Raw genomic sequence first — 23,817 nt, 5'->3', positions numbered from 1 at the left:
CACCGTCCACCTCGCCGCGACCGGAACCCGCTTTTCCCCCGGCCGTGAACGGCGTCCGTGAACTGGCGGTACGCCCACACCGCGCTCGCCCTCTGTACGCTCGCGTTCACCGCGACGATGGTCGCTCGACTGGCCATCAGCCCGTTGGTCCCCGCGATCACGGCGACGTTCGAGACCACGAACGCGACCGTCGGGCTCGCGCTCTCCGGGATGTGGGCGGCTTACGCGCTCGCGCAGTTCCCCTCCGGCGTCCTCGGGGACCGCTACGGCGAGCGGACCGTGATCCTGACCGCCGTCGCCGCGACCGCGGTCGCCACGCTGTTCATCGCCGTCTCCCCGTCGATCCTCGCGTTCATGGCGTTCACGGTCGTGTTGGGGGCCGGCGCGGGGCTCCACTACACGGTGGCGACGACGTTCCTCGCGAAGCAGTTCGACGACATCGGCCGCGCCATCGGCGTCCACATCGCGGGCGGCCCGCTGGCGGGGCTTATCGCCCCGCCCCTCGCGGCGGTCATCGGGGCCCGATACGGGTGGCGGGTCGGGGTGCTGCTCGGCACCGCCGTCGCCGTCCCGGCGCTCGTCCTGTTCGCGTGGCGGATCCGGCCGACGGAGCCGACCCGCCCCGATCAGCCGGTCGGCGAGCGGTTCGCGGTCGGGCCGGTCGTCGAGCTGCTGTCGCGGCCGCCGATCCTCTACACGACCGCGCTGGCGACGGCCGGCGCGTTCACCTGGCAGGCGACCGCGTCGTTCCTCCCGACGTTCCTGGAGGTTGGCGGCGGCTTCTCGACGGCGCTGTCGGCGCTGCTGTTCTCGCTGTATTTCCTCGTCCACGGGACCACCCAGCCGGCGACGGGGGCGCTCTCCGACCGGATCGACCGCGACACCGCGGCCATGGTGACGATGGCCGCCGGCGTCGTCGGATACGGGCTGCTCGTCGTCGCGACCCGCGAGGGGCTCGGGCTCGCGCCCGTCGTCGTCGCGCTGCTGCTCGTCGGGCTCGCCATGTCGTGGGGCGCGCCGCTCCAGTCGCGCTTCATGGACCTGCTGTCGGAGGAGGAGCGCGGCGCGGGGTTCGGACTCGTCCGGACGGTGTACATGGTGATCGGAGCGTCCGGCAGCGCCGTCGTCGGCGGCGTCTCCGACGTCGCCGGCTGGACGGTCGCCTTCGGGCTGCTCGCCGGCGTGATGGCGCTCGGGCTGGCGACGCTGGCGGCGAACCGGCTGTTCCGCCTCGGACTCTGAGCGGGCCGTCGCGGGCGCGGCAGTTTATAAGGGTCGGGCGGGGACGTCGGCGGCCGTTTATATACCTCGAGACCGCGCCGTGGTCGAGCACCGGCGCACGCGGATCCCGTCCTCGCGTCCCTTTTATATCAGGCCGGGGCGGCGCGAACCTCGCCCGAGGCGCAACGCATATATCTCCGACGGACACACGAACGGACGTGATTCCGACCGCGTCCGAACGCGGCCCGCTGCCGTCGGGAGCGACGCGACTCTTCTCGAAAAAACGCGCGTGAGACGTCCACCGGCGGGAGTGGCGACCCCGTCCCGGACGACCCCCGACCGCGCGAGACGTTCGACGGCGACTCCTCGTCCGCGACACGCACCGTCCGCGACACCGACCGTCACCGGACCGAGACGCGGACGTCGACCGTCGACCCACCGCAACCGCCGTATCGCCGCGACCACTGCACCGCCGCGACCACCGCGACCACCGCGACCACCGCAACACACGACCCATGACGAACACCCGAACCACGACGCCGTACGCGACCGACCACGAGAGCACTGACGAACCGTTCGAGGGAGTCTACCCCGCGATGACGACCCCGTTCACGGACGACGACGAGGTCGACCACGACCAGCTCGCCGACAACGCCCGCTACCTCGAGGCGGCCGGCGTCGACGGGCTCGTCCCGGTCGGCTCCACCGGCGAGTCGGCGACGATGACCCACGACGAGCACGTCGAGGTGATCGAGACGGTGGCGGCCGCCGTCGGCGACGTCCCCGTCATCGCGGGCACCGGCTCGAACAACACCGCGGAGGCGCTCTCGCTGTCCGAGCGGGCCGCCGACGCGGGCGCTGACGGTCTGCTGCTCATCTCCCCGTACTACAACAAGCCGGAGCCGCAGGGCTTTCTCGACCACTACCGCACGATCGCCGACGCGGTCGACCTGCCCCAGATCGTGTACAACGTCCCCTCGCGGACGGGCCAGTCGATCCCCCCGACGGTCACCGCGGAGCTCGCGACCCACCCGAACGTCCGAGGGTACAAGGCGGCCTCCGGGGACCTGAACCTGATCAGCGAAGTGATAGAGCGGACCCGCGAGGAGGCGTTCTCGGTCGTCTCCGGCGACGACGGGCTCACGCTCCCGATCCTCTCGATCGGCGGGACCGGAACGATAAGCGTCGTCGCCAACGTCGAGCCGGAGCGCTCCTGTGCGATGGTCGGCGCGGCGCTGTCGGGGGACTACGACCGCGCCCGCGACCTCCACCACGAGCTCTCGCCGCTCGTCCGCGAGCTGTTCGTCGAGACGAACCCGATCCCGGTGAAGGAGGCGATGCACATCCGCGGGCGGGGCGGGCCGACGGTCCGGTCGCCGCTCACGCGGCTCTCCGCGGAGCGCCGGGACGCCCTCCGCGACCTGCTCGCGACGTACGACGGCGGGACGCCGGACGCCGTGGGGGCCGCCGAATGAGCGGTCCCGACGGCGCCGACGCTCTCCGCGACAGCCTCCGCGTCGCCGTCACCGGCGCGGGCGGCCGGATGGGCCGGGAAGTGATCGCGGCCGCGGCGGCCCGCGAGGGCGTGACGGTCGCGCTCGCGGTGAACCGCACCGCGACCGACCCGATCGCGGGCGTCGACGTCGCGGACGCGGGGCGGCTCGCCGACCTGCTCGCCGAGCGCGACCCGGACGTCCTCGTCGACTTCACGGGGCCCGAATCGGCGGCGTCGTACGCCGAGACCTGCGCCGAGGCCGGCGTCCCGGTCGTCACCGGGACGACCGGGTTCGACTCCTCCGGCACCGCCCGGCTCCGGGACGCGAGCCGCTCGGTCCCCCTGCTGAAGGCGTCGAACTTCGCGCGCGGGGTCGCCGCGCTCCGGCGGGCGGTCCGGGAGGCCGTCGCGGCGGTGCCCGGCTACGACGTCGAGCTGACTGAGACGCACCACAACGGGAAGCGGGACGCGCCGTCGGGCACGGCGAAGACGATCCTCGCCGACGTGGAGTCGGTCCGCGGGGACCTCGACGAGCGGGTCCACGGGCGCGAGGGTGACGCCCCCCGACGTCCGGGCGAGATCGGCGTCCACGCGCGGCGCGCGGGCGACGTCACCGGCGAGCACGAGGTGCTGCTCGCGGGCAACCGGGAGACGCTCTCGCTGACCCATCGCGCGGGCGATCGCGGGGTGTTCGCCGAGGGGGCGCTCGACGCGGCCGCGTGGCTGGCCGACGCCGACCCCGGCTGGTACGACTTCGACGACGTCCTCGACGCATGACGGGCGGATGGGGGGGCGGAAGCGACGGCCGATGGCCGGTGCCACCGCGGCGCACACGTATCGACGGGTAAATACCGACGCTCGCTCACATGCCACCAATGACGCTCGAATCCGACGTCGCGGACCTCTGGGAGCGGTATCAGGCCGGGCTCTCCGCGGCCGAGACGACACGCGACGACGACGCCGTCCTCGACGCGTTCCTCGAGGCGCTGGAGGCCGGGGAGGTCCGCGCCGCCGAGAAGACCGGCGACGACGTGACCTCGTGGGAGGCGAACGAGTGGGTCAAGCGAGGGATCCTCTGTAACTTCGGGCTCCGCGAGACGGAGCCGCGCGAGTACGGCGGGGTCACCTACTACGACGTGTTGCCGCTGCGGGAGACCGCGGACCTCGACGCGCGCGGCACGCGAAACACCCCGAACGGGACCGTCATCCGCCGCGGAGCCTACCTCGGTAGCGACTGTATCATGATGAGCCCGTCGTTCGTCAACATGGGCGCGTACGTCGGCGACGGCACGCTCGTCGACTCCTGTGACACGGTCGGGTCGTGCGCCCAGCTCGGCGAGGGCGTCAAGCTCGGCGCGAACACGCTGATCGGCGGCGTGCTCGAACCGGTCGAGGACGCGCCGGTCGTGATCGAGGACGGCGTCTCGCTCGGCGCGGGCTGCCGGGTCACCTCCGGCTTCCGCGTCGGCGAGGGGTCGATCGTCGGGGAGAACACGCTGCTCACGCCGCGCATCCCCGTCTACGACCTCGTCGAGGAGGAGGTCATCTACGGGCACCTGCCGGCCGAGCGCCGCGCGTTCACCCGCATGGTCGAGTCGTCGGTCGGCGACCACGAGCTCTTCGAGGGCGGCGCGTACAAGCCGGCGGTCGTCGCGACCGACGTCGAGGCCGAGACGCTGGAGGCGACGCGCCGGGAGGACGCGCTCCGCGAATGAGCGCCGACGACGCCGCCGACCGCGCCGACACAGACGCCGCCGACACAGACGCCGCCGACGCAGACGCCGCCGACGCAGACGCCGACGCCGCCGACGCAGACGCCGACCGCGCCGCCAACACGGCCGGCGGCCCTGCGGTCCGGCGCGTGACCGACTGGGACGCCGGCCGGCTCGCCGCCCTCGCGGCCGACCACGGGACGCCGCTGTACGTCCAGGACCTCGACCGGGTCCGCGAGAACTGCGCGCGCCTGCGGTCGGCGTTCCCGGACGCGGACGTCCGGTACGCCGTGAAGGCGCACACGGGCCGTGCGGTGCTCGAGACCGTCCGCGAAGCCGGCCTCGACGCCGAGTGCGCCTCCGCGGGCGAGGTCGAGCGGGCGCTCGCGGCCGGGTTCGGCGGCGATCGGCTCCACTACACCGCGGTGAACCCCCCGGCCCGCGACCTGGATCACGTGGTCGACGTCGCGGGCGCGGAGCCGGCGCTGACGGTCACCGTCGGGGCCGAAGACACCCTCGACCGGCTCGCCGAGCGCGGCTACGACGGTCGGGTCTGCCTCCGCGTGAACCCCGGGGTCGGCGCGGGCCACCACGAGAAGGTGCGGACCGGCGCGGCCGCGAAGTTCGGCGTGCCGTACGGCCGCGCGGCCGACGTCGCCCGCGTCGCCGCCGAGCGCTTCGACGTGGTCGGGGTCCACGCCCACGCGGGCTCGGGCATCGACGCGGCGGGGCTCGACGACCACCGCGAGCTGGTCTCGCGGATGGGCGACCTCGCCCGAACGCTGACGGCTCCCGACGACGGCGCGGAGCCGATCGACCTGTCGTACGTCGACGTCGGCGGCGGTTTCGGGGTCCCGTATCGCGAGGACGAGCCCCCGCTCGACCTCCCCGCGGTCGCGGCGGCCACCCGGGAGGCGCTCGGGACCGTGCCGACCGCGGACGGAGCGGGCGAACTCGCTCTCGCCGTCGAACCGGGGCGATACGTCGTCGCCGACGCGGGGGTGCTGGTGACCCGCGTGAACACGGTGAAGCCGACGCCCGACGAGACCGTCGTCGGCGTCGACGCGGGGATGACGGACCTGCTCCGGCCGGCGATGTACGACGCGTATCACCCGATCCGCAACCTCGGTGGCGCGGACGGCGCGCCGGATCCGGACGACCGGGAGGCGATACCCGCCACGGTCGCAGGACCTATCTGTGAGACGGGCGATACGTTCTGTAACGGACGACCGCTCGCGCGTCCGGCCCGTGGGGATCTCCTCGCGGTCGGGGTCGCGGGCGCGTACGGATTCGAGATGGCGAACCAGTACAACTCCCGACCGCGGCCCGCGGAGGTCGCGCTGTCGGACGGGAACGCGACGGTCGCGAGGCGGCGCGAGACGCTCGCGGACCTCACGACGGTCGAACGCGAGGCGGGACGGTGAGCACCCACGCCGTCCCGGTCGAGAAGTACCACGGGACCGGCAACGACTTCGTCGTCGTCGACGCCGCGGAGACGGTCGGTGACCGGGCCGCCTTCGCGCGGGCGTACTGCGACCGCGAGACGGGCGTCGACGCCGCGACGTGCGGCGCGGACGCCGAGAACGGTCTCGAGGACGGCCCCGGAAGCGATCCCGGAGACGGAGCCGGCCGGCGGGGCGCGGACGGCGTCCTCTTTTTGAGCATCGAGGACCGCTACCGGCCCACCCGCGTCGTGATGACGCTCGTCCAGCCGGACGGCTCGACGGCCGCGATGTGTGGCAACGGCGCGCGGGTCGTCGCCCGCTGGGCGCACGACCGCACCGGGGAGCGCGAGTTCATGATCGACACCCAGGCCGGCACCCGGCGCGCGAGCGTCACCGAGGACGGGAGCGAGGCGACGATCGAGATGGGCACGCCGCGGTTCGCGCCCGCCGACGTCCCCGTCGACCACGACGGGCCGTTCGTCGAGCAGTCGGTCGCGGGGCTCACCGTGACCGCCGTCGACACGGGGGTCCCGCACGCGGTCGCGTTCGTCGACGACGTCGACGCCGTGGACCTCGCGGCGGTCGCCCCGCCCGTCCGCAACGCCGACGTCTTCCCCGCAGGGGCGAACGTCAACCTCGCGGCGATCGTCGACGACGGCGCGGGCGGCGAGGGGCCGCCGGTCATCGATCAGCGCACCTTCGAGCGCGGCGTCGAGGGCGAGACGCGTTCGTGTGGCACCGGGGCGGTCGCGATCGCGGCGGTCGCCCGCCGGCTCGGGCTCGTCGACGGCGAGACGGTACGGACCCGGCCGCCGGGCGGCGAGCTGTCGATCACGGTCCCCGCCGGGGGTCCGGCGACCCTGACCGGCCCCGTCACGCATGAGTTCACCGGGAGCCTCCCGGCCGACCCGCTATGACGGACCCGGAAGCCGACGCGGCTCACGGTGCGGGCACGGCGACCCGGCTCGACGGGACGCCGTTCGACCCGGTCGCGTTCCTCGCCGAGGCGGTTCGGACGCCCTCACACGAGGACGCGTCCGCGATGCGCGCGCTGGTGGTGGAGACGCTCGCGTCGTTCGACGTCGACGCGGCGGTCGTCGCCGGCGGCTGCGTGGTGGCGGAGAAGCGGTCGCCCGCGCCCGACGCCGGCCCGCACCTCGCGTTGAACACCCACATCGACACCGTCACGCCGCACGTCGCGTTCGAGCGGGACCGCTCGGCGACCGGGGCGGAGGCGGGCGGGACGGGATCGGGCGAACGCGGGGCGGCCGCGACCGAAGCGGACGTGATCCGCGGTCGCGGCGCGTGCGACGCCAAGGGGCCGCTCGCGGCGCTGCTGTACGCGTTCCTCGCCGCCGACCCCGATCGGGGGACGCTCACGCTGGCGATCACGCCCGACGAGGAGCTGCTCTCGCTCGGCGCGGCCGAGTTGGTCGGTCTCCTCTCCGGGAGCGAGGACCGCCTCGACGCCGACCTGTTCGTCGTCGGCGAGCCGACGGGTCTGGACGTCTGTACGGCGGCGAAGGGCCGCTTCCAGGGGAGCGTCGCGCTCTCGGGGACCGCGGCGCACGCCGCGGAGTTCGCGGGCGTCAACGCGGTCGCCGCCGCGGAGGACGCCCTGCGAGCGATCCAGGGGTTCGACGAGGGGTCCGACACACACCCGCAGCTCGGGCCACCCAAGCTCACTCCCACCGTCATCGAGGGCGGCTCGGCGTCGAACCAGGTGCCGGCCGACTGCGCGATCACCGTCGACCGGCGGAGCGTCCCGCCGGAGACGGCCGCGGGGTTCCGAGACGCGCTCGCGACGGCGGTCGACCGGGAGACGCCCGCGGACGTCGGCGTCGACGTCGCCTTAACCGACCGCGAGTCGCCGTTCTTCGAGGCCTTCTCGACGGACCCCGACCACGAGCTCGTGTCGACGATGGCCGGGGCCGCCGGCGAGGCCGCCGCCGCCTTCGATCTCCCCGAGGAGCGCGGCGGCGGGGTGCGCCCGTTCGGTGCGGCGACGGAGGCGTCGTACTTCGCGCCGGCGCCGACGGTCGTCTTCGGACCCGGCGACCTCGCGGACGACGCCGGCGCGGTCGCCCACGCCGAGCGCGAGTACGTCCGCGTCCGCGAGGTCGAGGCGGCGGCCGTCGCCGTCGCCCGCGCGGTCGACGCGCTGTTGTAGGCGGTCGCCAGCGTCGATGTCGGCGATGTCGGCGGTGTCGTCGATGTCGCGTGTCGTGTGTCGTGTGTCGTGTCGCGTGTCGTGTGTCGTGTCGCGTGTCCGGTGCCCCCTCGAGAGCGGCTACGAGATGTCCGCGAGGAGCGCTTCGAGCTCCCGGTGTGCCTCCGCCGTGCCGATGACGATGAGCCGGTCGCCGACCTCGAAGACGACGTCGTTCTCGATGACGGACCGCACCTCCCCGTCGCGTTCGAGCCCCAACAGCGTGGTGTCGGTCCGGGACTCGATCACGACCTCGTCCTCCCGATTCCCGGCGAGCCCCGACTCCGCCGTGACCGAGTACCACCGAATGTGCTCCCCGGCGCTCGTCTCCTCGGCGAGCTGTCCCGCCACGGGCTGGTAGTACGCGCCGACGAGAAACAGCCCGAAGGTGCGTGCTTGCGTGTCCGTCAGCCTGAACACCTCGTCGTAATCGTCCGACCTGTGTTCCCGGTAGAACACCTGTCGTTCCCCGGAGGAATGGACCACCACCGCGACGCTCCGGTTCGCGTCGAGGTACAGGTCGAACCGTTTCCCGACGCCCGGGATCGTGGTCTCTTTCACCTCGAACGGCATCCGCTCACCTCGCGTGACATGCCTTCGATACGGGCGGGTAGGCACTTATATTTGCGTCGCGACCCTCCGCCGCTCCGCTTCCGGACCGCCGTTCGGGGCGTTTTTGACGACGAGTGTCATAGCCGATCGACATGTACCCGCAGCAGGTCCGTCTCGGATTCCTTCTCGACGACGAGCCGAGCGCCGAGGAGGCGGCGGCGCTGGCGTTCGCCCGCGGCGTCGTCGACGACGTCGAGGCGGTCCCGCTCGCGTCGGTGGCGTCCGAGTCGATCGCGCTCGACGGGTTCGACGCCCTCTGGTGGCACGCGCACGCTCCCGTGAGCGACCCCGCGACGGTCGTCGCGTGTGCCGCCCCGATCCGAGCGTTCGTCGCGGGCGGCGGCGGCCTGTTCTGTTCGGCCCGCGCGCTCGCACAGGTCGCTGCGCTCGGTATCGACCCCGTCCCGCCGGACGCGACGGGCACCGAGGCGGTGACCGAGCCGGTCGGGCCGCTGTGGAAGGCCGTCTACGAGGACCACCCCGCGGTCGACGGGCTCGACGGGCTCCGCCACCACATCCGGCCGGCGGGATCCGAGGGGCCGTACGCTCGATACGAGGACGTCCTCCCCGAGCGCGCGGACGTCCTCGCGTCGACCTACCGGGGGTCCGCGGACGTCCCGCCGGAGGTCACCGTGCTCCAGTGGCGGATCGGCTCCGGGACCGTGTTCGGCGTCGGCGTCGGCATGGAGTTCGCCCAGCGCGACGACCCGACGACGGAGGCGACCCGCGAGCGGTTCGCGGGCAACGTCCTCCGGTGGCTCGGCGGCGCGGCCGCCTACGAGACGGCGCTCGCGGCCGGCCGACCGAAGACGGCCGCCGAGTTCGCCCGCTACCGCGACGGGCTCTCGGCGGACCCCGATCGGCCTCGCTACCACGTCACCCCGCCGGCCAACTGGCTCAACGACCCGAACGGGATGATCCGCCACGACGGGGCGTACCACCTGTTCTACCAGTACAACCCCGGCGGGCCGTACCACCACACGGTTCACTGGGGCCACGCCGTCAGCGAGGACCTCGTTCACTGGACGGACCGGCCCGTCGCGATGACGCCCGATCCGGCGGGGCCGGACCGCGACGGCTGTTGGTCCGGCTGTGCGGTCGCCGTGAGCCGCCCGGCAGGGCCCGACGGTGCGGTCGTCCCCGCCGTCGTCGACGACCCGGACGGAGGCTCCGACGGCGACGGCGATCCAGGCGGGGACTCCGACGACGACGGCGATCCGGACGCCGCCTCGTGTTCCACCGCGGAGACGGACGTGTACGCCCTGTACACCGGCGGGCGCGACGGCTGGCAGCTCCCGTGTCTCGCGGCGGCCACCGACGACGATCTGACCGCGTTCGAGCCGGTCGCGGGCGGCCCGGTGATCGACGCCCCCCCGGCCGAACTCGATCTGCTCTCGACGCCGGGGGAACCCGCGCACTTCCGCGACCACTGTCTCCGCTACGAGGACGGGCGCTGGCACCAGCTGATCGGGATCGGGCTTCAGGACCTCGGCGGCGGGGTCGTGGCCTACTCCAGTCCGGACCTCCGCGAGTGGACCTACGAGGGTCCCGTCCTCGTCACCGACGCGGTCGAGCCGGGGGTCGTCTGGGAGTGTCCGGAACTGCTCCGGTTCCCCGACGGCGACCTCCTCCACGTCTCCGACTACAGTCACGTCCGGTACTTCATCGGTGAGTTCGACGCCGGGACGGCCCGCTTTACCGTCGAGCGGTCGGGGACGCTCGACCCTGGCGCGTTCTACGCGCCGCAGTCGCTGTCGACGCCCGACGATCGCCAAGTCACGGTCGGGTGGCTCCGCGAGGAGCGCTCCGTGGGTCGGCAGTGGGACGCCGGCTGGGCCGGCGCGATGAGCCTCCCGCGGGAAGTCGCGGTCGTCGACGGCGAGCTCCGTCAACGGCCCGTCCGGGAGGTCGAACGCCTCCGCGACCGACGGCGGTTCGACGGGACGGTGTCGCTCGACGACGAGACGCGGCGGCTCGACGTCGCGGGGATCGCCCTCGAACTCCGGGCCCGCGTCGACCCGACCGACGCCGGCGAGGTCGGGCTGGTCGTCCGCGCGTCGCCGGACGGAGCCGAGCGGACGACGGTCCGGATCCGTCCCGATTCGGTGGTCGTCGACCGGTCGCGGAGCAGCCTCGACCCGGAGGGGCGCGCCGACGAGGTCGGGATCGACGCCGCGGCCCTCGACCGGCCGTTCGACGTCCGCGTGTTCCTCGACGGCTCGGTGCTGGAGCTGTTCGTGAACGAGCGCCGGGCGCTCGCGACGCGGATCTACCCCACGCGCCCCGACGCGACCGGGGTGGCTCTCGACGCGGGCGCCGGCGCCGCGACGGTCGACCTCGACGTCTGGGAACTGGGCTCCGCGTGGACGTTCGGCCGCGGGCGGTCCGCGGAGGCCGGCCCGAGCTGACGCTCGGCGATTCATCGGCTCAGTGGCTCAGTGGCTCAGTGGCTCACCGGCTCGGCGGAATGAAACGGTGAGGGCCGACGGTACGAGAAATCGCGGGGAGTTGCGGTACGGGAAACCGCGGAATCCGCGGTCGCTACTCTACTTCTGGACGCGCGCGACGACGGTGTCGCCGAGCAGGTCACCCACGCGCTGGTCGTCGTCGGTGAGGAGGATGACGACGATCCCGACGAGGTAGCCGAACGCGCCGTCGACGATCCGGAGGACGTTCCGGATCAGGGACGCGCGGAGGTCACAGTCGGAGCCGTTCTCCTTGACGACGACGATACCGAGCAGCTTCTTCCCGATCGTCTGGCCGTACGTCCCCTCCATGTAGACGAAGTAGCCGAAGGCGGCGAACGTGGAGAGCGCACCGACGAGCAGCCCGAGGGTGTCGCTTATGACGGCGCTGATCCCGAAGACCAGTCCGAGCGCGATCCCGACGATGACGACGTCGAGGAGGAACGCGCCGATCCGTGGCAACAGCGTCTCCGTATGGGTGCCCATCCGCGGGCGTGGTCGATCCATGGTCCGGTCATCATCTCGACACCATATATAAGTAGGTGGTCTATATAGCCGCGTGTCGCCCTCGGTGATCGCCCGCAGTCATCGGCTTCCGCCGCCGATCACGCGAGCCACATCAGCCGGATATTGTTCGCGGTGAGCGCCAGGCCGACGACGGTGAGGAACAGCGGCGGGAAGTAGTAGAGGAGCGCGTCGCCGTCGCGCGCGCCGAGGACGCTTATCCATACCATCACGAGGTAGACGGCGATCTTGAGCGCGACGAGACCCGCGAAGCCGAACGCGTCGATCGCGGCGTTGACGACGGGGTTCGCCTCCTCGATCGCCGGGACGTACGTGAGGAAGGCGATCGTCGAGACGATGTCGCCGACGCCGTACGTCGTCGTCGCCGCGATCCAGAGGGTGTAGAACTCCCGCGGTCGGCGGCGGTACGTCGGCCGGCGGCGCGAACGGGAGCGGTCGCGGGAACGGGGCACGCCGACACCAGCGTCGCGTGCGTACTGAACCTACCGGTCCACCTCCGCATCCGTCCGTGTCCGTATCCGTCCGCGTCGACGTCCTGGGACGTGCCGACCGCCGCGGCCGGTTCCGAACCGTTCAATGCAGGCGGCACACAGGGTGTCGTATGGGAACGCCGCTGGAGCCGCGCGAGGAGCAGATCGCGGAGGTCGTCGACCGACTCTCCGCGGAGTACCCCGACTCGACCATCTCGCTTCGGTACTCGAACCGCCTCGAGCTGCTGATCGCCGTGATGCTCTCGGCGCAGTGTACCGACGTCCGGGTGAACAAGGTGTGTGCGGACCTGTTCGAGACGTACCACACCGCCGAGGACTACGCGAACGCGCCCCAGGAGGAGCTCGCCGAGGCGATCAACTCGATCACCTACTACAACAACAAGGCGAAGTACATCCGGTCGGCGTGTGCCGACATCATCGAGAAACACGACGGCGAGGTGCCCGACACGATGTCGGAGCTGACGGACCTGGCCGGCGTCGGCCGGAAGACCGCCAATGTCGTCCTCCAGCACGGTCACGACATCGTCGAGGGGATCGTCGTCGACACCCACGTCCAACGGATCACCCGCCGGCTGGGGATCACCGAGCAAGCGTCGCCGACGAGCATCGAGCGGGACCTCCTCGAGGTCGTCCCCGAAGAGAACTGGCAACAGTTCACGCACCTCTTCATCGACCACGGGCGGGCGACCTGCACCGCGATCAACCCGGACTGTGCCGACTGCGTCCTGGAGGACGTCTGTCCGTCCTCGAAGGTCGACAACGACGTCGACCTCGCCAGCGGCGATCCCTGGTAGGGAACGCGGGAACGCGGGTCCGCTGCACGCGAAAGGAGCTGCAGTACGCGAGTAAGGGACCGTAGTACGCGAGAAAGGGGCCGCTTGCCGTGTCCGGTTACTCGGCGTCTTCGACCCGTGCGCCGGGCGCGTTCTTCTTCACGCTTCCGAGCCCCTGTTTCGCCTTCGCCTTCGCCGAGTAGCCCTGCCCGCCGTCGGCGATGATGTTGCCGTTGGCGTGGACGAGCCGCCAGCGCCACTCGCCGGCGGCATCCTTGAACAGCTCGAACGTGGCGTCGCTGCCGCCCTCCTCGGGCGCGGCCTCGTCCGCCGACTCGTCGACGACGTGTGCGCCGGGCGCGTTCTTCTTCACGCTCTCGAGGCCCTGTTCGGCCTTCTGTTTGGAGGCGTACCCCTCGCCGCCGTCGGCGATGACGTTGCCGTTGTCGTGGACGAGTCGCCAGCGCCAGTCGTCGCCGGCGTCCTCGAACAGCTCGAATCGGGCCTTGCTCGCGGCCGCGTCGGTGTCGACGTCACCCTCTCGCTCCGACCACTCCATCTCGACGGCGAGGCTCACGGTGCCGTCGTCGCGTTCGACCTCGACGGCCAGTTCGGGTTCGGCCGCCGGATCGACGGTCACCGTCCCCTCGTCGTCGGCGGGGACCGGCTCACCGCGCCCGAGGGCGTCGGAAAGCCGGCGGAAGTACGTGGCGATGGCCTGTCTGCTGCGCGATCGTCTCGACTCGTGGACGGTCTCTTCCGGCATGTAGGTGTCGTGTCGGCCGGTCGGTTGATAACTCTACTCCCACCGAGCCGGCGTTCAGTCGCGGTCCGCGACGATCGTCTCGCCGGCACGGACCTGATCCCCTTCGCGAACGAGCAGGTCGGCCTCCTCCACGTCGCGAGGCAACACGACGTCCGCGCGGGAGCCGAACGAGACGTGGCCGACGCGCTCGCCGCGCTCGACCGTGTCGCCGGGCTCGACCGCGGGATGGATCCGGCGGGCGAACCAGCCGGCGATGACCAGCAGCTCGTACTCGCCGCAGTCGATCACGACCTGCTCGTTGCGGTCGGACTCCTTGTCGAACGCGGGGCGGTTCGCGCCCGGGCGGTGTCTGACCTCCCGAACCGTGCCGGGCAGCGGCGCGCGGTTGACGTGCACGTCGGTGACGTTCATGAACACGCCGACCCGAACGCGGTTCCCCTCGCGGCGGACGACCGACACCGTCCCGTCGGCGGGCGAGACGACGCCCGCCTCCGGCGGGACGCGGTCGGGGTCCCGGTGGAACCAGAGCACCCCGAGCGAGAGCGCGAGGCAGGCGATACCTACCGGCGGGAGGAACGGGAGCGTCACCGCCGCGGCGATCGCCGGGACGAGCGCGAGCCGCCACGCGTCGTCGACGACGGGGAACGGCAGGAGCCGTGCCAGCGGCGGGGTTCGGCGCTCGCGGTCGGGTCCCGTGGTGTCCTCGGATTCCGTGGTGTCCTCGGATTCCGTGGTGTCCTCGGATCCCGTGGCGTCCTCGGGCATCGATTACGCCCCCGCGGGGTCGCGGAACCCGGCGCGCAGTTCCGTCCGACCCGCGGCCCACGCCGCGAGCAGGTGGGTGAGGTGGAGCCGGTCGTCGAGCCCCTCGACGAGGTCGAGATCGGCCTCGCCCGCGAGCTTGTGGAGCCGGGCGAGCTCGTCGCCGCCGTACTCGGAGCCGGCGCGAGCGACCCGCAACGTCTCGCGGAGCAGATCGCCCCCGTCGTAGCCGCCGTCGTCCAGCAGGTCGTCGAGGGTCTTCCGGGCGTCCTTCAGGTCGCCGTCGCGGGCGGCCGCGAGCGCCCCGCGGATCGCGTCGTCGTCGCCGACCCCGCCCAACGTCTCGTAGGCGGTCGACATGGTGATCGCGTCGCCCTCGACGGCGGTCGTCTGCGCCGACAGGATCGCCTCGCGGAGATCACCGCCGGCCGCGCTCGCGACGAACTCCAGCCCGTCGCCGTCGTAGTCGACGCCTTCCCGCTCACAGATCGTCTCCAACACGTCGATCGTCTCGTCGGTCGTCGGGGAGCGCACCTGCACGGGGAAACACCGCGACCGGATCGGCGCGATGAGCTTCGAGGGCTGACGGGTCGCGATCACGAACTGGGTCGTCCGGTGGTGTTGTTCCATCACGCGCCGAAGCGCCTGCTGGAAGTCCTCGCGGATCGCCTCGGCGTTGTCGAGGACGATCGTCTTGTACGTCCCCGACATCGGCGCGTACACCGCCGACTCCTTGAGCACGCGGTTGATCATGTCGCGTTTCGCCATCCGGCTCCGCCCGGCGAGGAACCCCTCGAACCGCGGGTCGGTCCGGATCTCCTTTTTCGTCCGGCCGAAGAAGTCCGCGACGTTGATCTCGATCAGGTCGTTCTCGGGGTCGTCGTGTGACGCCCTGGCGAGCGCCCTCGCGGCCGCGGTCTTGCCGACGCCCGGGGGTCCCTGCACGACGAGGTTCATCGGCTCGTCGACCGCGCGCTCCAGCCGATCGCGGGCGTCGCCCTGCCGGATCTCCGCCAGGTCGGGCGCGTGTACGTCCGTCCACAGGGGTCCGTCCATTACCGTTCACTCGGTCACGGACGCTCAAGAATCGGTCGGTCCACCCCGGCGTCAGCGGCGCCCGGCGCGGGCCACTCCTGGATCACTCGCCGATCACTCGCCGATCACTCGCCGATCACTCACGGATCCGCTCGATCTCACGCTGGACGTTCTCGCGGACGCGGTCGCCGACGCTGTCGCGCTCGGCCGTCTCGACGTCCTCCGTCTCCAGGAGGCGGTCGAGCCGCCGCTCGAACTCGGTCTCGTCGATCTCTCCGCGGGCGTAGCGTTCACGGAGGGCGTCGAGCGCGGGGTCGGTCTCGCGCCCGGAGCCGCCTCCGCGACCGTCGTCTGGGTCCGGGAGCGGCTTCGCTAGCGTGTGGAGGAGGGGGAGGAGGATGAACAGCCCGAGGAACCAGACGAGCGGCAACGTCCACCACAGCCCCGTGGCGAACGGCGCGAGGACGCCGAGGCCGACGACGACCAACACGAACAGCCGACGCCAGCGGTGGCGGAGGTTCCAGGCGATCCGACGCGGGAGAGCCGTCATGTCCGTTTCGAGGCCACCGACCGCCGAAAGCGTTTCGTCGCTTCTCCGATCTCCTTGCTCCGATGCCGCGGCTCCATCCGCCGGTCCGCTCGCCACCGTTCCACCCGTCGATCACCCGTTGCCGCTCACTCGAGCTCGAAGACGATCCGGTCGCCGGGCTCGACGCCGTGTGTCGCGCTCCACCCCATCGGCACCTCCAACACGTACTGGCCGGTGCCTTCGTAGGTCGTCAGCGGCCGGGATTCGGGCTCGGCCTCGTGGATCCGGGTCACCTCCCCGTCGGAATCGATGAAGAGGATATCGATCGCGAACGCCATCTCGCGCATCACGTACCCGTACTCGCCCGGCTCGTCGTGGACGAACAGCATCCCCTCATCGGCGGCGAGCTCGTCGGTCGCGGAGAGCCCGACGTAGCGTTTCAGGAACGTGTCCGCGACCCGCACGTCGACGGTCGCGAGCGCGTCGCCCGTCTCGCCGTCGACCGCCTCGACGGTCGTCGCGTCGTAGTCGCCGACGAACAGCGCGGGGTTCACGTACAGGGCGGCGGCGAGCGCGAGGACGACGGCCAGCGCGACGAGCACGAGATGGCGGCGGTTCACACGGGACGATCGCGTCGCAGAAAGAAACCGTTTTCCGCTCGCGGCGGGTGCCTCTGATAAGGGCTTGTGGTCTAGTTGGTTATGACGCGGCCTTTACAAGGCTGAGATCGGCGGTTCGACTCCGCCCGAGCCCATTTCTGGGACGAACGAAGTGAGTCACAGAAATGTATGCGAGGGCGGAGTCAAACGATGAGTTGCGGCTCCGCGCCGCGGGACCGGTCGGACCTTATAAGACCGAGGTCCCCGACTCGGCGGGGCCGTATCGGCGTTCGACCTCGCTGATATCGGGAGCGATCCGGTCGAGACCGCCGGTCGCCCGGCGGGCACTTTCGCCGTCCTTGAGCCCGAAGCCCGTGACGGTGACGACGACCTGCTCGTCGGGGCCGATGATTCCCTGCCGCCGGGCCTGACGGACGCCGGCGACCGGGGCCGCGCCCGCGGGCTCGGCGTAGATCCCCTCGGTGGACCCGAGCAGCGTCTCGGCACGGAGGATCTCCTCGTCGGAGACGACGACTGAGGCCCCGCCGCTCTCCTCGATCGCTCGACGGGCCTTATAGGCGTTCCGCGGTCGACCGACCGCGATCGAGTCCGCGAGGGTCTCCGCCGTGTCGTCGCCGTCCGCGCTGTCGTCCTCTCCGTCCGCCCCGTCCTCGCCGTCGTCGGTACCCTCACCGCCCCTACCGTGGCGCTGGACCGCGCCGTGGATCGCGGCGGCTCCCTCCGCCTGCACGCCCAGCATCCGCGGCGTCCCGTCCACGTAGCCCAGGTCGGCGAACTCGCGGAACCCCTTCCAGGCCCCCGCGATCGTGCAGCCGTCCCCCATCGAGAAGACGACCCAATCGGGGACGCGACCGCGCACGTGCGTCTGCTCGGCCAGCTCGTGGCCGACCGTTCGCTTCCCCTCGATCAGGAACGGGTTGATCGCAGCGTTCCGGTTGTACCACCCGTACGACTCGGTCACGGCGACGCTCAGGTCGTACGCCTCGTCGTACGTCCCCTCGACCGCGAGCACGTCCGCGCCGTACACCAGCGGCTGGGTGAGCTTGCCGGCGGGCGCGTCGCTCGGCACGAAGATCCGGCAGTCCAGCCCGCCGCGGGCGGCGTACCCCGCGAGCGACGCCGCCGCGTTCCCCGTCGACGCGCAGGTGACCACGTCACGCCCCCGGTGTTTCGCCTTGGTCGCCGCGATCGAGCTGGCGCGGTCCTTGAAACAGCCGGTCGGGTTGCGCCCGTCGTCCTTGATGAGGGTCTCGACGCCGAGGCGGTCGCTGAGCCGCGGCGCGTCGAGGAGGTCGGTACCGCCCTCGCCGAGCGTCACCGGCTCCGCGTCGTCCGCGACGGGTAGGAACGCGGCGTACTTCCACTGGCTCGGGATGACGCCGTCGAGGTCGGCGTCGAACGCGTCGTCGATCGCCGCGTAGTCGTACTCCACCTCGAGCACGCCCGCGACGCCCTCGTGTTCGGGACACGTGTAGATCTCGCGGTCCGGGTCGTAGCCGGCCCCGCAGCGCGTACACGTGAGCCGCCGGACGGTACTTAGTGACATGGTCACGGACACCATCGGTACCGGCATAACTCCGTTGGATCCCGCGAGAGATCGCCGGCGTTGACGCCGAGGGGATCAACGATCCGTGGAGTCGGGAGGTCGGGAGATCGGAAGGTCGGGTGTCGAGACGCCGGGACGCCGGGACGCCGTGCTGCGGGGGGCGTCGTCAGTTCCCCGTCCACCGGAGGACCGCGAGCGTCCCCTCGTAGAGGACGATCATGGTCAGCGTGACGATGATCGGGGCCATTCCGGTCGGGTCGGGGCTGAACAGGAACGCGATCCCCAGGAACGCCCCCCAGAAGATGAGGCGTTTGTCCTCCAGCCACTCGCGGGTGACGAGGTTCATCATGATCGCGAGCATGATGAACAGCGGGATCTGGAAGACGATCGCCATGAACGCCAGCATGACGACGATGAGGTTGAACGTCTCCGCGAGCCCGAACGCGATCACCGCGGCGTCCTCGGTGTAGGTGGTGAAGTACGAGAAGATCGCGGGCAACACGAGGAAGTGTGCGAACATCACGCCGACGGAGCCGAGCACGAGGCTGGTCGGCACCGCGGCGAGGTAGTAGCGCCGCTCGCTGTCGTACAGCCCCGGCTTCATGAACCGGTAGGTCTGGTAGACGAACGCGGGTAACCCGACGACGACGCCCGCGATCCCCGCGACCTTCAACCGGGTGAGCGGGAGCTCGAGCGGCCCGTACAGGCGGGGACGGTTCTCCAGCGGGGCCGGAATGTGGTAGTCCCAGAAGTAGTTGATCATCGCCGTCGACTCCGTGACGGCGACGAGCGTTGCCAGTCCGCCGAAGAGGAAGACGATCGCGAGCCGGCGCATCATCTCCTCGATGTGTGCCGCGAGCGGCATCTCCTCGTCCGTGTCGGGGACGGAGATGCCACCGAGCTCGTCGTCGCCGTCGGTGTCGTCGTCGGTGTAGGTGTCGAGTTCGTCTTCGTCGGTGTCGTCGTCTTCGTCTTCGTCGGTGTCGTCGTCTTCGTCTTCGTCGGTGTCGTCGGCGGCGTCTTCGTCTTCGTCGGTGTCGTCGTCTTCGTCTTCGTCGGTGTCGTCGTCTTCGTCTTCGTCGGTGTCGTCGGCGGCGTCTTCGTCTTCGTCGGTGTCGTCGTCGGCGTCTTCGTCGGTGTCGTCGTCGGTGTCGTCGTCTTCGTCTTCGTCGGTGTCGTCGTCGGCGGCGGCGACGGCGAGTTCGACTTCGTCGTCGTCTGACTCCTCGCCCGCGCCGTCTTCAGCCTCCGCCCGCGGGTCCTGCTGCTCCTCCTCGTCGCCGGCTCCGTCCGCGTCGGTCGCCTCGATACCGTCGTCGACCTCGCCGCCGTCCCCTGATTCGTCGCCCGGCGTCGTCCCGTCCGCACCGTCCGCCGCCGCGGGGTCCTCAGGGTCCGACGGCTCGTCACGCGACCGATCGGAGTCGTCCATTCACTTCATCTTCGCCACCGGGTGATTATAGGCCTTTTCGGATGCGACCGCGGGATCGACGTCCGATCCGTCGTGCCCGCGAACGCGGGCGCGGTCGAAAAGGTTGATAACGGCGACGGACTTCGGACACCGTATGGCGAGTGCCCTCGACGAGGATACCCAACAGTCGCTCGCGGCCGGCCGTGAGTCGGCGAAGGCGTTCCTTCGCTCGATCCAGAAGGACCTCCAGAAGGTGTTCATCGTCTTCCTGCTGGGGTTCCTCGGGACGTTCTGGGCGCTCCGGATCTACGTGTGGGACTTCCTGAAGGCGGTCACGGAGGCGAACATGACCCCCGAGATCGCCGAGCAGACGGAGATCATCGCACAGACGCCCTTCGAGGTGATCCTCCTGCAAGCGAAGATCGGCCTCATCATCGGCGGGATCTTCGCGCTCCCGCCGCTGATCTATTTCGCGCGCGACGAGCTCCGCGCCCGCGGGATGTGGCCGCAGTCGCCGGTGCCGCGGTGGAAGATCGCCGCGATCGGGCTGCTCGGGGCCGGACTGTTCACCGTCGGCGTCGCCTACGGGGTGTACGCCTTCTTCCCGATCATGTTCTCGTTTCTGGCCGGGTTCGGTCTCGAAGCCGGCCTCCAGCCGACGTACTCCATCGTGATGTGGACGGAGTTCATCGTCTTCCTCTCGCTTTCGTTCGGGCTGGCGGGACAGATGCCCCTCCTGGTCACCGGCCTCTCGTACTCGGGGATCGTCCCGTACGAGACGTTCCGCGACAAGTGGCGCTACGCCGTCGTCGCCATCTTCGTCTTCGGCGCGCTGTTCTCGCCGCCGGACCCGTTCACGCAGCTGATGTGGGCGTTCCCGCTGATCGCGCTGTACGGATTCAGCCTCTACCTCGCGAAGGTCGTCGTCACGGCCAAACGGAGCTCCGACCGCATCGACGTCGCCGCCGCGGTCCGGAACCACTGGAACGTCGTCGCCGGGGCGGGCGTGCTCGGCGGCGGGGTCCTTTACGCCTTCTACGAGTACGGCGGGCGAACCGGCGCGAACGACCTCCTCCGCTGGGCCGGTAGCGACTGGCGGTTCCTGCCGCCCGGCGAGGGACTCGGGCTCGACCCGGTCACCGCCGCCGGGGTGTACGCGGTCGGCTGGGCGCTCGCGTTCGCGTTCGTCGCGACGCTGTGGGCCGTCTATCGCGACCTCGACACGACGAGCCCGGGATCCCAGTACGGTGACCCGACCGCGCTCGACGTGAGCGAGCTCGACGCGGCGGGCGTGCTCGCGGCCCCCGACGAGCCGTTCGTCGAGATGACCGAGGAGGAGTCGGTCGCGCTCGCCGGCGCGGCGCTGGAGGCGGACGCCCCCGAGAAGGCGCGGGCGATCCTCGACCGCTACGACGCCATCGCCGACCTGAGCGGCGACGGTGACGGGTCGAGCGACGGGGGGGACTCCGACGGCGCGTCCGGGTCGAGTGCGGGCGGCTCCGGCGGTTCCGGCGGACTCGCCGACGACGTCGGCGACCGGACCTCTCGCGCGAGCTCGACGTTCCTCTCGGAGCTCACCGAGGGCGACGACGATGACGACGACATCGGCGGCTACTACACTGACCTCCGGTTCATCTTCGACTCGTTGCGCTCGCGGTCGTTCCGGATCGTCGCCGTCTTCGGCGGCGTGATGGCGCTCGCGTTCACGTGGCTGTACCTCGGCGGGTTGGCGACGGTTCGGGCCGACCTCGAGGCCCGCGTTCCCGCGGAGGTCGACGGCGGGATCAACATCATCACGCTTCACCCGGTCGAGGCGCTGATCTTCATGGTGAAGTTCTCCGTCCTGCTCGGGCTCATCGCCGTGTTCCCGGTGGTCCTCTACTACGCGTGGCCCGCGCTGCGCGAGCGCGGGTTCGTCGCGGGGCGGCTCCGACAGGTGTACGTGTGGACCGGCGCGCTGTTCGCCGGGCTGATCGGCGGTTTCGCGCTCGGCTACGGCTACATCGCGCCCGGGATCATCGGCTGGCTCGTCACCGACGCGGCCGACGCGAACATGATCATCACCTACCAGGTGAGCGACTTCCTCTGGCTCGTGATCTTCACGACGATCGGGATCGGCTTCCTCGCCGACATCCCGGTCGCGATGGTGCTTTTGAACAAGGCCGGCGTCCCCTACGAGGCGCTCCGTGGCCGCTGGCGCGAGGTGACGGTGGGGATCCTGCTGTTCGCCGCGGTGTTCACGCCCGCGGACGTGATCACGATGTTCATGATGACCGTCCCGCTGATGGCGGCGTACGGGGTCGGGCTCGGCGTCCTCTTCCTCGTCACGTTTGGCGGCCGTCGGAACCTCTCGCCGCCCGCCGAGATCGTCGGGCGCTGACGGCGATGTCGAGCGGACCGTCGTCAATAGATTTATGTCGCACTAATGGTATTCGACTGACAGAGGAAAGAGCACACATGACACGATCGATCGCCCTCTCCAACCGGTCGGTGTTCGTCATCCCGCGCCGCCGCGGGATCGTCGCGGCCGTCGCGGACGGCGTCGCCACGGTGGCGGACCTCCGTCACCGCGGGCGACCCGAGGAGATCGATGAGGACCTCCGTGAGAACCACCTGCCGGCGCTCGCGGAGGCGGGGATCATCGAATGGGACCCGGAGACCGGGGAGGTCAGCCCGGGGCCGAACTTCGAGGAGGCGCTCGCACGCCTCGATAGCTTCCCGTCCGCCGCCGTCGCGGCAGACGACTGACCGCCGCCGTCGCGGCAGACGACTGGTCCCCGTCTTTTGGCTCTCACGTCGCTTCGAGAACACCTCGGTCCGGGTAGCGGCCCCTGGTCGGGCGATCGACTCCGGGATCGGCACGTTTTACACCGACGGGACAGTCTGGCTCGGTATCTATCGCACGTTACGGGACCGCCGGGGTACGGTCGTCGGATCGACCGACGCGGGCGGGTCGATGGGGAGGTCGTCGACGCGATGAACTGGCAGTACCGGCACACGGTGCTCTCGCTGTGTATGCTCGCGTTCTTCGTGACGTACTTCGCTCGGCTTGCGATCAGCCCGGTCGTCCCGTTCATCGTCGCCGACTTTCGGGTGTCGAACACGGCGATCGGGGTCGCGCTCTCGGGGATGTGGCTGGCGTACGGGCTCGCACAGTTCCCGAGCGGGCTGCTCGCGGACCGTTACGGCGAGCGCCGCGTGATCCTCGTCGCCGTCGGGGGAACGACGGTGATGAGCCTCCTGCTCGCGTTCGCCCCGGTCTTCCCGGCGTTCGTGATGGCGGCGGTCCTGCTCGGGCTCGTCGCCGGGCTCCACTACGCGGTGGCGACCACGCTGCTCTCGCGGACGTTCGACGACCTCGGCACGGCGATCGGGCTCCACTCCGTGGGCGGCCCGCTGGCGGGGCTCGTCGCGCCGGTCGCGGCGGCGTGGATCGGCGTCCGCTACGGATGGCGGCCCGCGATCGCGCTGTCGGCGGCGGTCGGCGTCCCCGTCTTCCTCCTGTTCGTCTGGCGGGTCCGGCCGACGGAGCCGCGCCGCCCGGACCAACCGATGCGCGAGCGGCTCCGGCTCGGTCCGCTCGTCGAGCTCCTCTCGCGTCCCTCGATCCTCCTGCCGCTGTTCGTCGCGATGATCGGCACCTACGTCGTACAGGGATTGATGTCGTTTCTCCCCACGTTCCTCGTCGACTTTCGGGGCTACTCGCCGGCGTTCGCCGGGGGCGTCTTCTCGGCGTTCTTCGTCGTCCGGGCGGGCGCACAGGTCACGCTCGGCGGGCTCTCCGACCGGCTCGGACGCGACGCCGCGATCGGGACGGCGATGCTCTCCGGGGCGCTCGGCACCGCCGGCTTCGTTCTCGTCGACGGGCTCGCCGGCGTCGCGATCGGCGTGTTGCTGGCGGGCTTCGGGTCGAGCTTCTTCGCCGCCATCGACCCGCGGTTCATGGACGCCCTCGGCGACGCCGAACGCGGCGCGGGCTTCGGGCTCGTCCGCACGGCGTACACCGTCATCGGCTCCGCGGGTTCCGTCGGCGTCGGGCTCGCCGCCGACCTGTTCGGGTGGGGGGTCTCCTTTTCGATCCTCGCGGCGCTGTTCGCGGTCACGTTCACGGCCCTCCTCGTCAACCAGCTGCTCGGGACGGGGTACTGAACGCGGAGGCCGCTCCAACGGGGGATCCGAGGTCCGTCACGGGACCGATCG

At 71.1% G+C, this 23,817-nt stretch carries 22 protein-coding genes and 1 tRNA gene; 13 read left to right on the top strand and 10 right to left on the bottom strand.

Annotation, left to right across the window (positions count from 1 at the left end; translation table 11 throughout):
- Positions 1–57 precede the first annotated feature (57 nt).
- The 7 genes from GRS48_RS13290 (at position 58) to GRS48_RS13260 (ending at position 8,043) form a co-directional block, all read left to right on the top strand.
- Complete coding sequence (locus GRS48_RS13290) at positions 58–1,242, top strand: MFS transporter (protein WP_321168453.1); 1,185 nt, start codon at positions 58–60, stop codon at positions 1,240–1,242.
- Positions 1,243–1,736: 494 nt separating this feature from the next.
- Entirely contained in the window at positions 1,737–2,696 is a 960-nt protein-coding gene (dapA, locus tag GRS48_RS13285) for a 4-hydroxy-tetrahydrodipicolinate synthase (protein WP_159487311.1), read from the top strand.
- The gene (dapB, locus tag GRS48_RS13280; RefSeq protein WP_159487309.1) at positions 2,693–3,493 is read left to right on the top strand and encodes a 4-hydroxy-tetrahydrodipicolinate reductase; all 801 of its coding nucleotides are present in this window, start codon (positions 2,693–2,695) and stop codon (positions 3,491–3,493) included. Before dapA ends, dapB begins: the two co-directional genes overlap by 4 nt.
- Before the next feature lie 98 nt (positions 3,494–3,591).
- Positions 3,592–4,431: a 2,3,4,5-tetrahydropyridine-2,6-dicarboxylate N-succinyltransferase gene (locus GRS48_RS13275; protein ID WP_159487307.1), complete on the top strand. Its 840-nt coding sequence runs from the start codon at positions 3,592–3,594 to the stop codon at positions 4,429–4,431.
- Positions 4,428–5,852: a diaminopimelate decarboxylase gene (lysA, locus tag GRS48_RS13270; protein WP_159487305.1), complete on the top strand. Its 1,425-nt coding sequence runs from the start codon at positions 4,428–4,430 to the stop codon at positions 5,850–5,852. Before GRS48_RS13275 ends, lysA begins: the two co-directional genes overlap by 4 nt.
- Complete coding sequence (gene dapF / locus GRS48_RS13265; RefSeq protein WP_321168452.1) at positions 5,849–6,790, top strand: diaminopimelate epimerase; 942 nt, start codon at positions 5,849–5,851, stop codon at positions 6,788–6,790. Before lysA ends, dapF begins: the two co-directional genes overlap by 4 nt.
- Positions 6,787–8,043 carry a M20/M25/M40 family metallo-hydrolase gene (locus tag GRS48_RS13260; RefSeq protein WP_159487303.1) on the top strand — a complete coding sequence of 419 codons (1,257 nt, stop codon included), beginning with the start codon at positions 6,787–6,789 and terminating at the stop codon, positions 8,041–8,043. The genes dapF and GRS48_RS13260 overlap by 4 nt, the downstream gene beginning before the upstream one ends.
- Positions 8,044–8,163: 120 nt before the next feature.
- Here the strand turns inward: GRS48_RS13260 and GRS48_RS13255 are convergent, their stop codons facing one another.
- Entirely contained in the window at positions 8,164–8,655 is a 492-nt protein-coding gene (locus GRS48_RS13255; RefSeq protein ID WP_159487301.1) for a cation:proton antiporter regulatory subunit, read from the bottom strand.
- Between the two features lie 131 nt (positions 8,656–8,786).
- Here GRS48_RS13255 and GRS48_RS13250 point away from each other — a divergent pair, with 131 nt between their 5' ends.
- Positions 8,787–11,102 (top strand): GH32 C-terminal domain-containing protein, encoded by a 2,316-nt coding sequence (locus tag GRS48_RS13250; protein WP_159487299.1) that lies wholly within the window; start codon positions 8,787–8,789, stop codon positions 11,100–11,102.
- Positions 11,103–11,240: 138 nt separating this feature from the next.
- On the opposite strand, the gene GRS48_RS13245 is transcribed toward GRS48_RS13250, so the two are convergent.
- Both GRS48_RS13245 and GRS48_RS13240 read right to left on the bottom strand, forming a co-directional pair.
- Positions 11,241–11,666 carry an RDD family protein gene (locus tag GRS48_RS13245; protein WP_159487297.1) on the bottom strand — a complete coding sequence of 142 codons (426 nt, stop codon included), beginning with the start codon at positions 11,664–11,666 and terminating at the stop codon, positions 11,241–11,243.
- Positions 11,667–11,764: 98 nt separating this feature from the next.
- Positions 11,765–12,136 carry a hypothetical protein gene (locus tag GRS48_RS13240; protein WP_321168451.1) on the bottom strand — a complete coding sequence of 124 codons (372 nt, stop codon included), beginning with the start codon at positions 12,134–12,136 and terminating at the stop codon, positions 11,765–11,767.
- Between the two features lie 149 nt (positions 12,137–12,285).
- Here GRS48_RS13240 and nth point away from each other — a divergent pair, with 149 nt between their 5' ends.
- Positions 12,286–12,969, top strand: coding sequence for an endonuclease III (gene nth, locus GRS48_RS13235; protein WP_159487295.1), 684 nt, complete (start codon positions 12,286–12,288; stop codon positions 12,967–12,969).
- 97 nt (positions 12,970–13,066) lie between these two features.
- On the opposite strand, the gene GRS48_RS13230 is transcribed toward nth, so the two are convergent.
- The 5 genes from GRS48_RS13230 to GRS48_RS13210 all read right to left on the bottom strand — a co-directional run bounded on the left by GRS48_RS13230 (position 13,067) and on the right by GRS48_RS13210 (position 16,660).
- On the bottom strand, positions 13,067–13,714 hold the full coding sequence (locus GRS48_RS13230; protein WP_159487293.1) for an HVO_2922 family protein: 648 nt from the start codon (positions 13,712–13,714) through the stop codon (positions 13,067–13,069).
- A gap of 54 nt (positions 13,715–13,768) precedes the next feature.
- Complete coding sequence (locus tag GRS48_RS13225) at positions 13,769–14,479, bottom strand: protein sorting system archaetidylserine decarboxylase (RefSeq protein ID WP_159487291.1); 711 nt, start codon at positions 14,477–14,479, stop codon at positions 13,769–13,771.
- Positions 14,480–14,482: 3 nt separating this feature from the next.
- Positions 14,483–15,532: an AAA family ATPase gene (locus GRS48_RS13220; protein WP_159487289.1), complete on the bottom strand. Its 1,050-nt coding sequence runs from the start codon at positions 15,530–15,532 to the stop codon at positions 14,483–14,485.
- Between the two features lie 115 nt (positions 15,533–15,647).
- Positions 15,648–16,061, bottom strand: a complete 414-nt coding sequence (locus tag GRS48_RS13215) for an SHOCT domain-containing protein (RefSeq protein WP_159487287.1) — start codon at positions 16,059–16,061, stop codon at positions 15,648–15,650.
- Between the two features lie 125 nt (positions 16,062–16,186).
- Complete coding sequence (locus tag GRS48_RS13210) at positions 16,187–16,660, bottom strand: DUF192 domain-containing protein (RefSeq protein WP_321168450.1); 474 nt, start codon at positions 16,658–16,660, stop codon at positions 16,187–16,189.
- A gap of 60 nt (positions 16,661–16,720) precedes the next feature.
- On the opposite strand from GRS48_RS13210, the gene GRS48_RS13205 reads away from it, so the two are divergent.
- Positions 16,721–16,794: transfer RNA gene (locus GRS48_RS13205), tRNA-Val, on the top strand.
- Between the two features lie 92 nt (positions 16,795–16,886).
- Here GRS48_RS13205 and thrC read toward each other — a convergent pair.
- Together thrC and GRS48_RS13195 are read right to left on the bottom strand one after the other, a co-directional pair.
- Positions 16,887–18,206, bottom strand: a complete 1,320-nt coding sequence (gene thrC, locus GRS48_RS13200) for a threonine synthase (RefSeq protein WP_159487285.1) — start codon at positions 18,204–18,206, stop codon at positions 16,887–16,889.
- 166 nt (positions 18,207–18,372) lie between these two features.
- Complete coding sequence (locus tag GRS48_RS13195; protein WP_159487283.1) at positions 18,373–19,638, bottom strand: twin-arginine translocase subunit TatC; 1,266 nt, start codon at positions 19,636–19,638, stop codon at positions 18,373–18,375.
- A 133-nt stretch (positions 19,639–19,771) separates the two neighbouring features.
- On the opposite strand from GRS48_RS13195, the gene GRS48_RS13190 reads away from it, so the two are divergent.
- From GRS48_RS13190 to GRS48_RS13180, 3 genes are all read left to right on the top strand, one after another.
- Positions 19,772–21,997 (top strand): twin-arginine translocase subunit TatC, encoded by a 2,226-nt coding sequence (locus tag GRS48_RS13190; RefSeq protein WP_159487281.1) that lies wholly within the window; start codon positions 19,772–19,774, stop codon positions 21,995–21,997.
- A 77-nt stretch (positions 21,998–22,074) separates the two neighbouring features.
- Positions 22,075–22,365, top strand: a complete 291-nt coding sequence (locus tag GRS48_RS13185; RefSeq protein ID WP_159487279.1) for a hypothetical protein — start codon at positions 22,075–22,077, stop codon at positions 22,363–22,365.
- Between the two features lie 228 nt (positions 22,366–22,593).
- Complete coding sequence (locus GRS48_RS13180) at positions 22,594–23,766, top strand: MFS transporter (protein ID WP_159487277.1); 1,173 nt, start codon at positions 22,594–22,596, stop codon at positions 23,764–23,766.
- The last annotated feature ends 51 nt before the right edge of the window (positions 23,767–23,817 follow it).

It is taken from the genome of Halorubrum sp. JWXQ-INN 858, from assembly GCF_009806985.1.
Lineage (GTDB): Archaea > Halobacteriota > Halobacteria > Halobacteriales > Haloferacaceae > Halorubrum.
The sequence above is the reverse complement of the archived record's forward strand: the minus strand, read 5'-3'. Positions and strand labels throughout refer to the sequence as shown.

Coding starts and splice junctions, on each gene's coding strand:
- GRS48_RS13180 (WP_159487277.1), top strand. CDS start 22,594: ATGAACTGGCAGTACCGGCACACGGTGCTCTCGCTGTGTATGCTCGCG.
- GRS48_RS13230 (WP_159487293.1), bottom strand. CDS start 13,714: ATGCCGGAAGAGACCGTCCACGAGTCGAGACGATCGCGCAGCAGACAG.
- GRS48_RS13245 (WP_159487297.1), bottom strand. CDS start 11,666: ATGGATCGACCACGCCCGCGGATGGGCACCCATACGGAGACGCTGTTG.
- thrC (WP_159487285.1), bottom strand. CDS start 18,206: ATGTCACTAAGTACCGTCCGGCGGCTCACGTGTACGCGCTGCGGGGCC.
- GRS48_RS13275 (WP_159487307.1), top strand. CDS start 3,592: ATGACGCTCGAATCCGACGTCGCGGACCTCTGGGAGCGGTATCAGGCC.
- lysA (WP_159487305.1), top strand. CDS start 4,428: ATGAGCGCCGACGACGCCGCCGACCGCGCCGACACAGACGCCGCCGAC.
- dapA (WP_159487311.1), top strand. CDS start 1,737: ATGACGAACACCCGAACCACGACGCCGTACGCGACCGACCACGAGAGC.
- GRS48_RS13185 (WP_159487279.1), top strand. CDS start 22,075: ATGACACGATCGATCGCCCTCTCCAACCGGTCGGTGTTCGTCATCCCG.
- GRS48_RS13225 (WP_159487291.1), bottom strand. CDS start 14,479: ATGCCCGAGGACGCCACGGGATCCGAGGACACCACGGAATCCGAGGAC.
- dapB (WP_159487309.1), top strand. CDS start 2,693: ATGAGCGGTCCCGACGGCGCCGACGCTCTCCGCGACAGCCTCCGCGTC.
- GRS48_RS13250 (WP_159487299.1), top strand. CDS start 8,787: ATGTACCCGCAGCAGGTCCGTCTCGGATTCCTTCTCGACGACGAGCCG.
- GRS48_RS13190 (WP_159487281.1), top strand. CDS start 19,772: ATGGCGAGTGCCCTCGACGAGGATACCCAACAGTCGCTCGCGGCCGGC.
- GRS48_RS13220 (WP_159487289.1), bottom strand. CDS start 15,532: ATGGACGGACCCCTGTGGACGGACGTACACGCGCCCGACCTGGCGGAG.
- GRS48_RS13260 (WP_159487303.1), top strand. CDS start 6,787: ATGACGGACCCGGAAGCCGACGCGGCTCACGGTGCGGGCACGGCGACC.
- nth (WP_159487295.1), top strand. CDS start 12,286: ATGGGAACGCCGCTGGAGCCGCGCGAGGAGCAGATCGCGGAGGTCGTC.
- GRS48_RS13255 (WP_159487301.1), bottom strand. CDS start 8,655: ATGCCGTTCGAGGTGAAAGAGACCACGATCCCGGGCGTCGGGAAACGG.
- GRS48_RS13195 (WP_159487283.1), bottom strand. CDS start 19,638: ATGGACGACTCCGATCGGTCGCGTGACGAGCCGTCGGACCCTGAGGAC.
- GRS48_RS13215 (WP_159487287.1), bottom strand. CDS start 16,061: ATGACGGCTCTCCCGCGTCGGATCGCCTGGAACCTCCGCCACCGCTGG.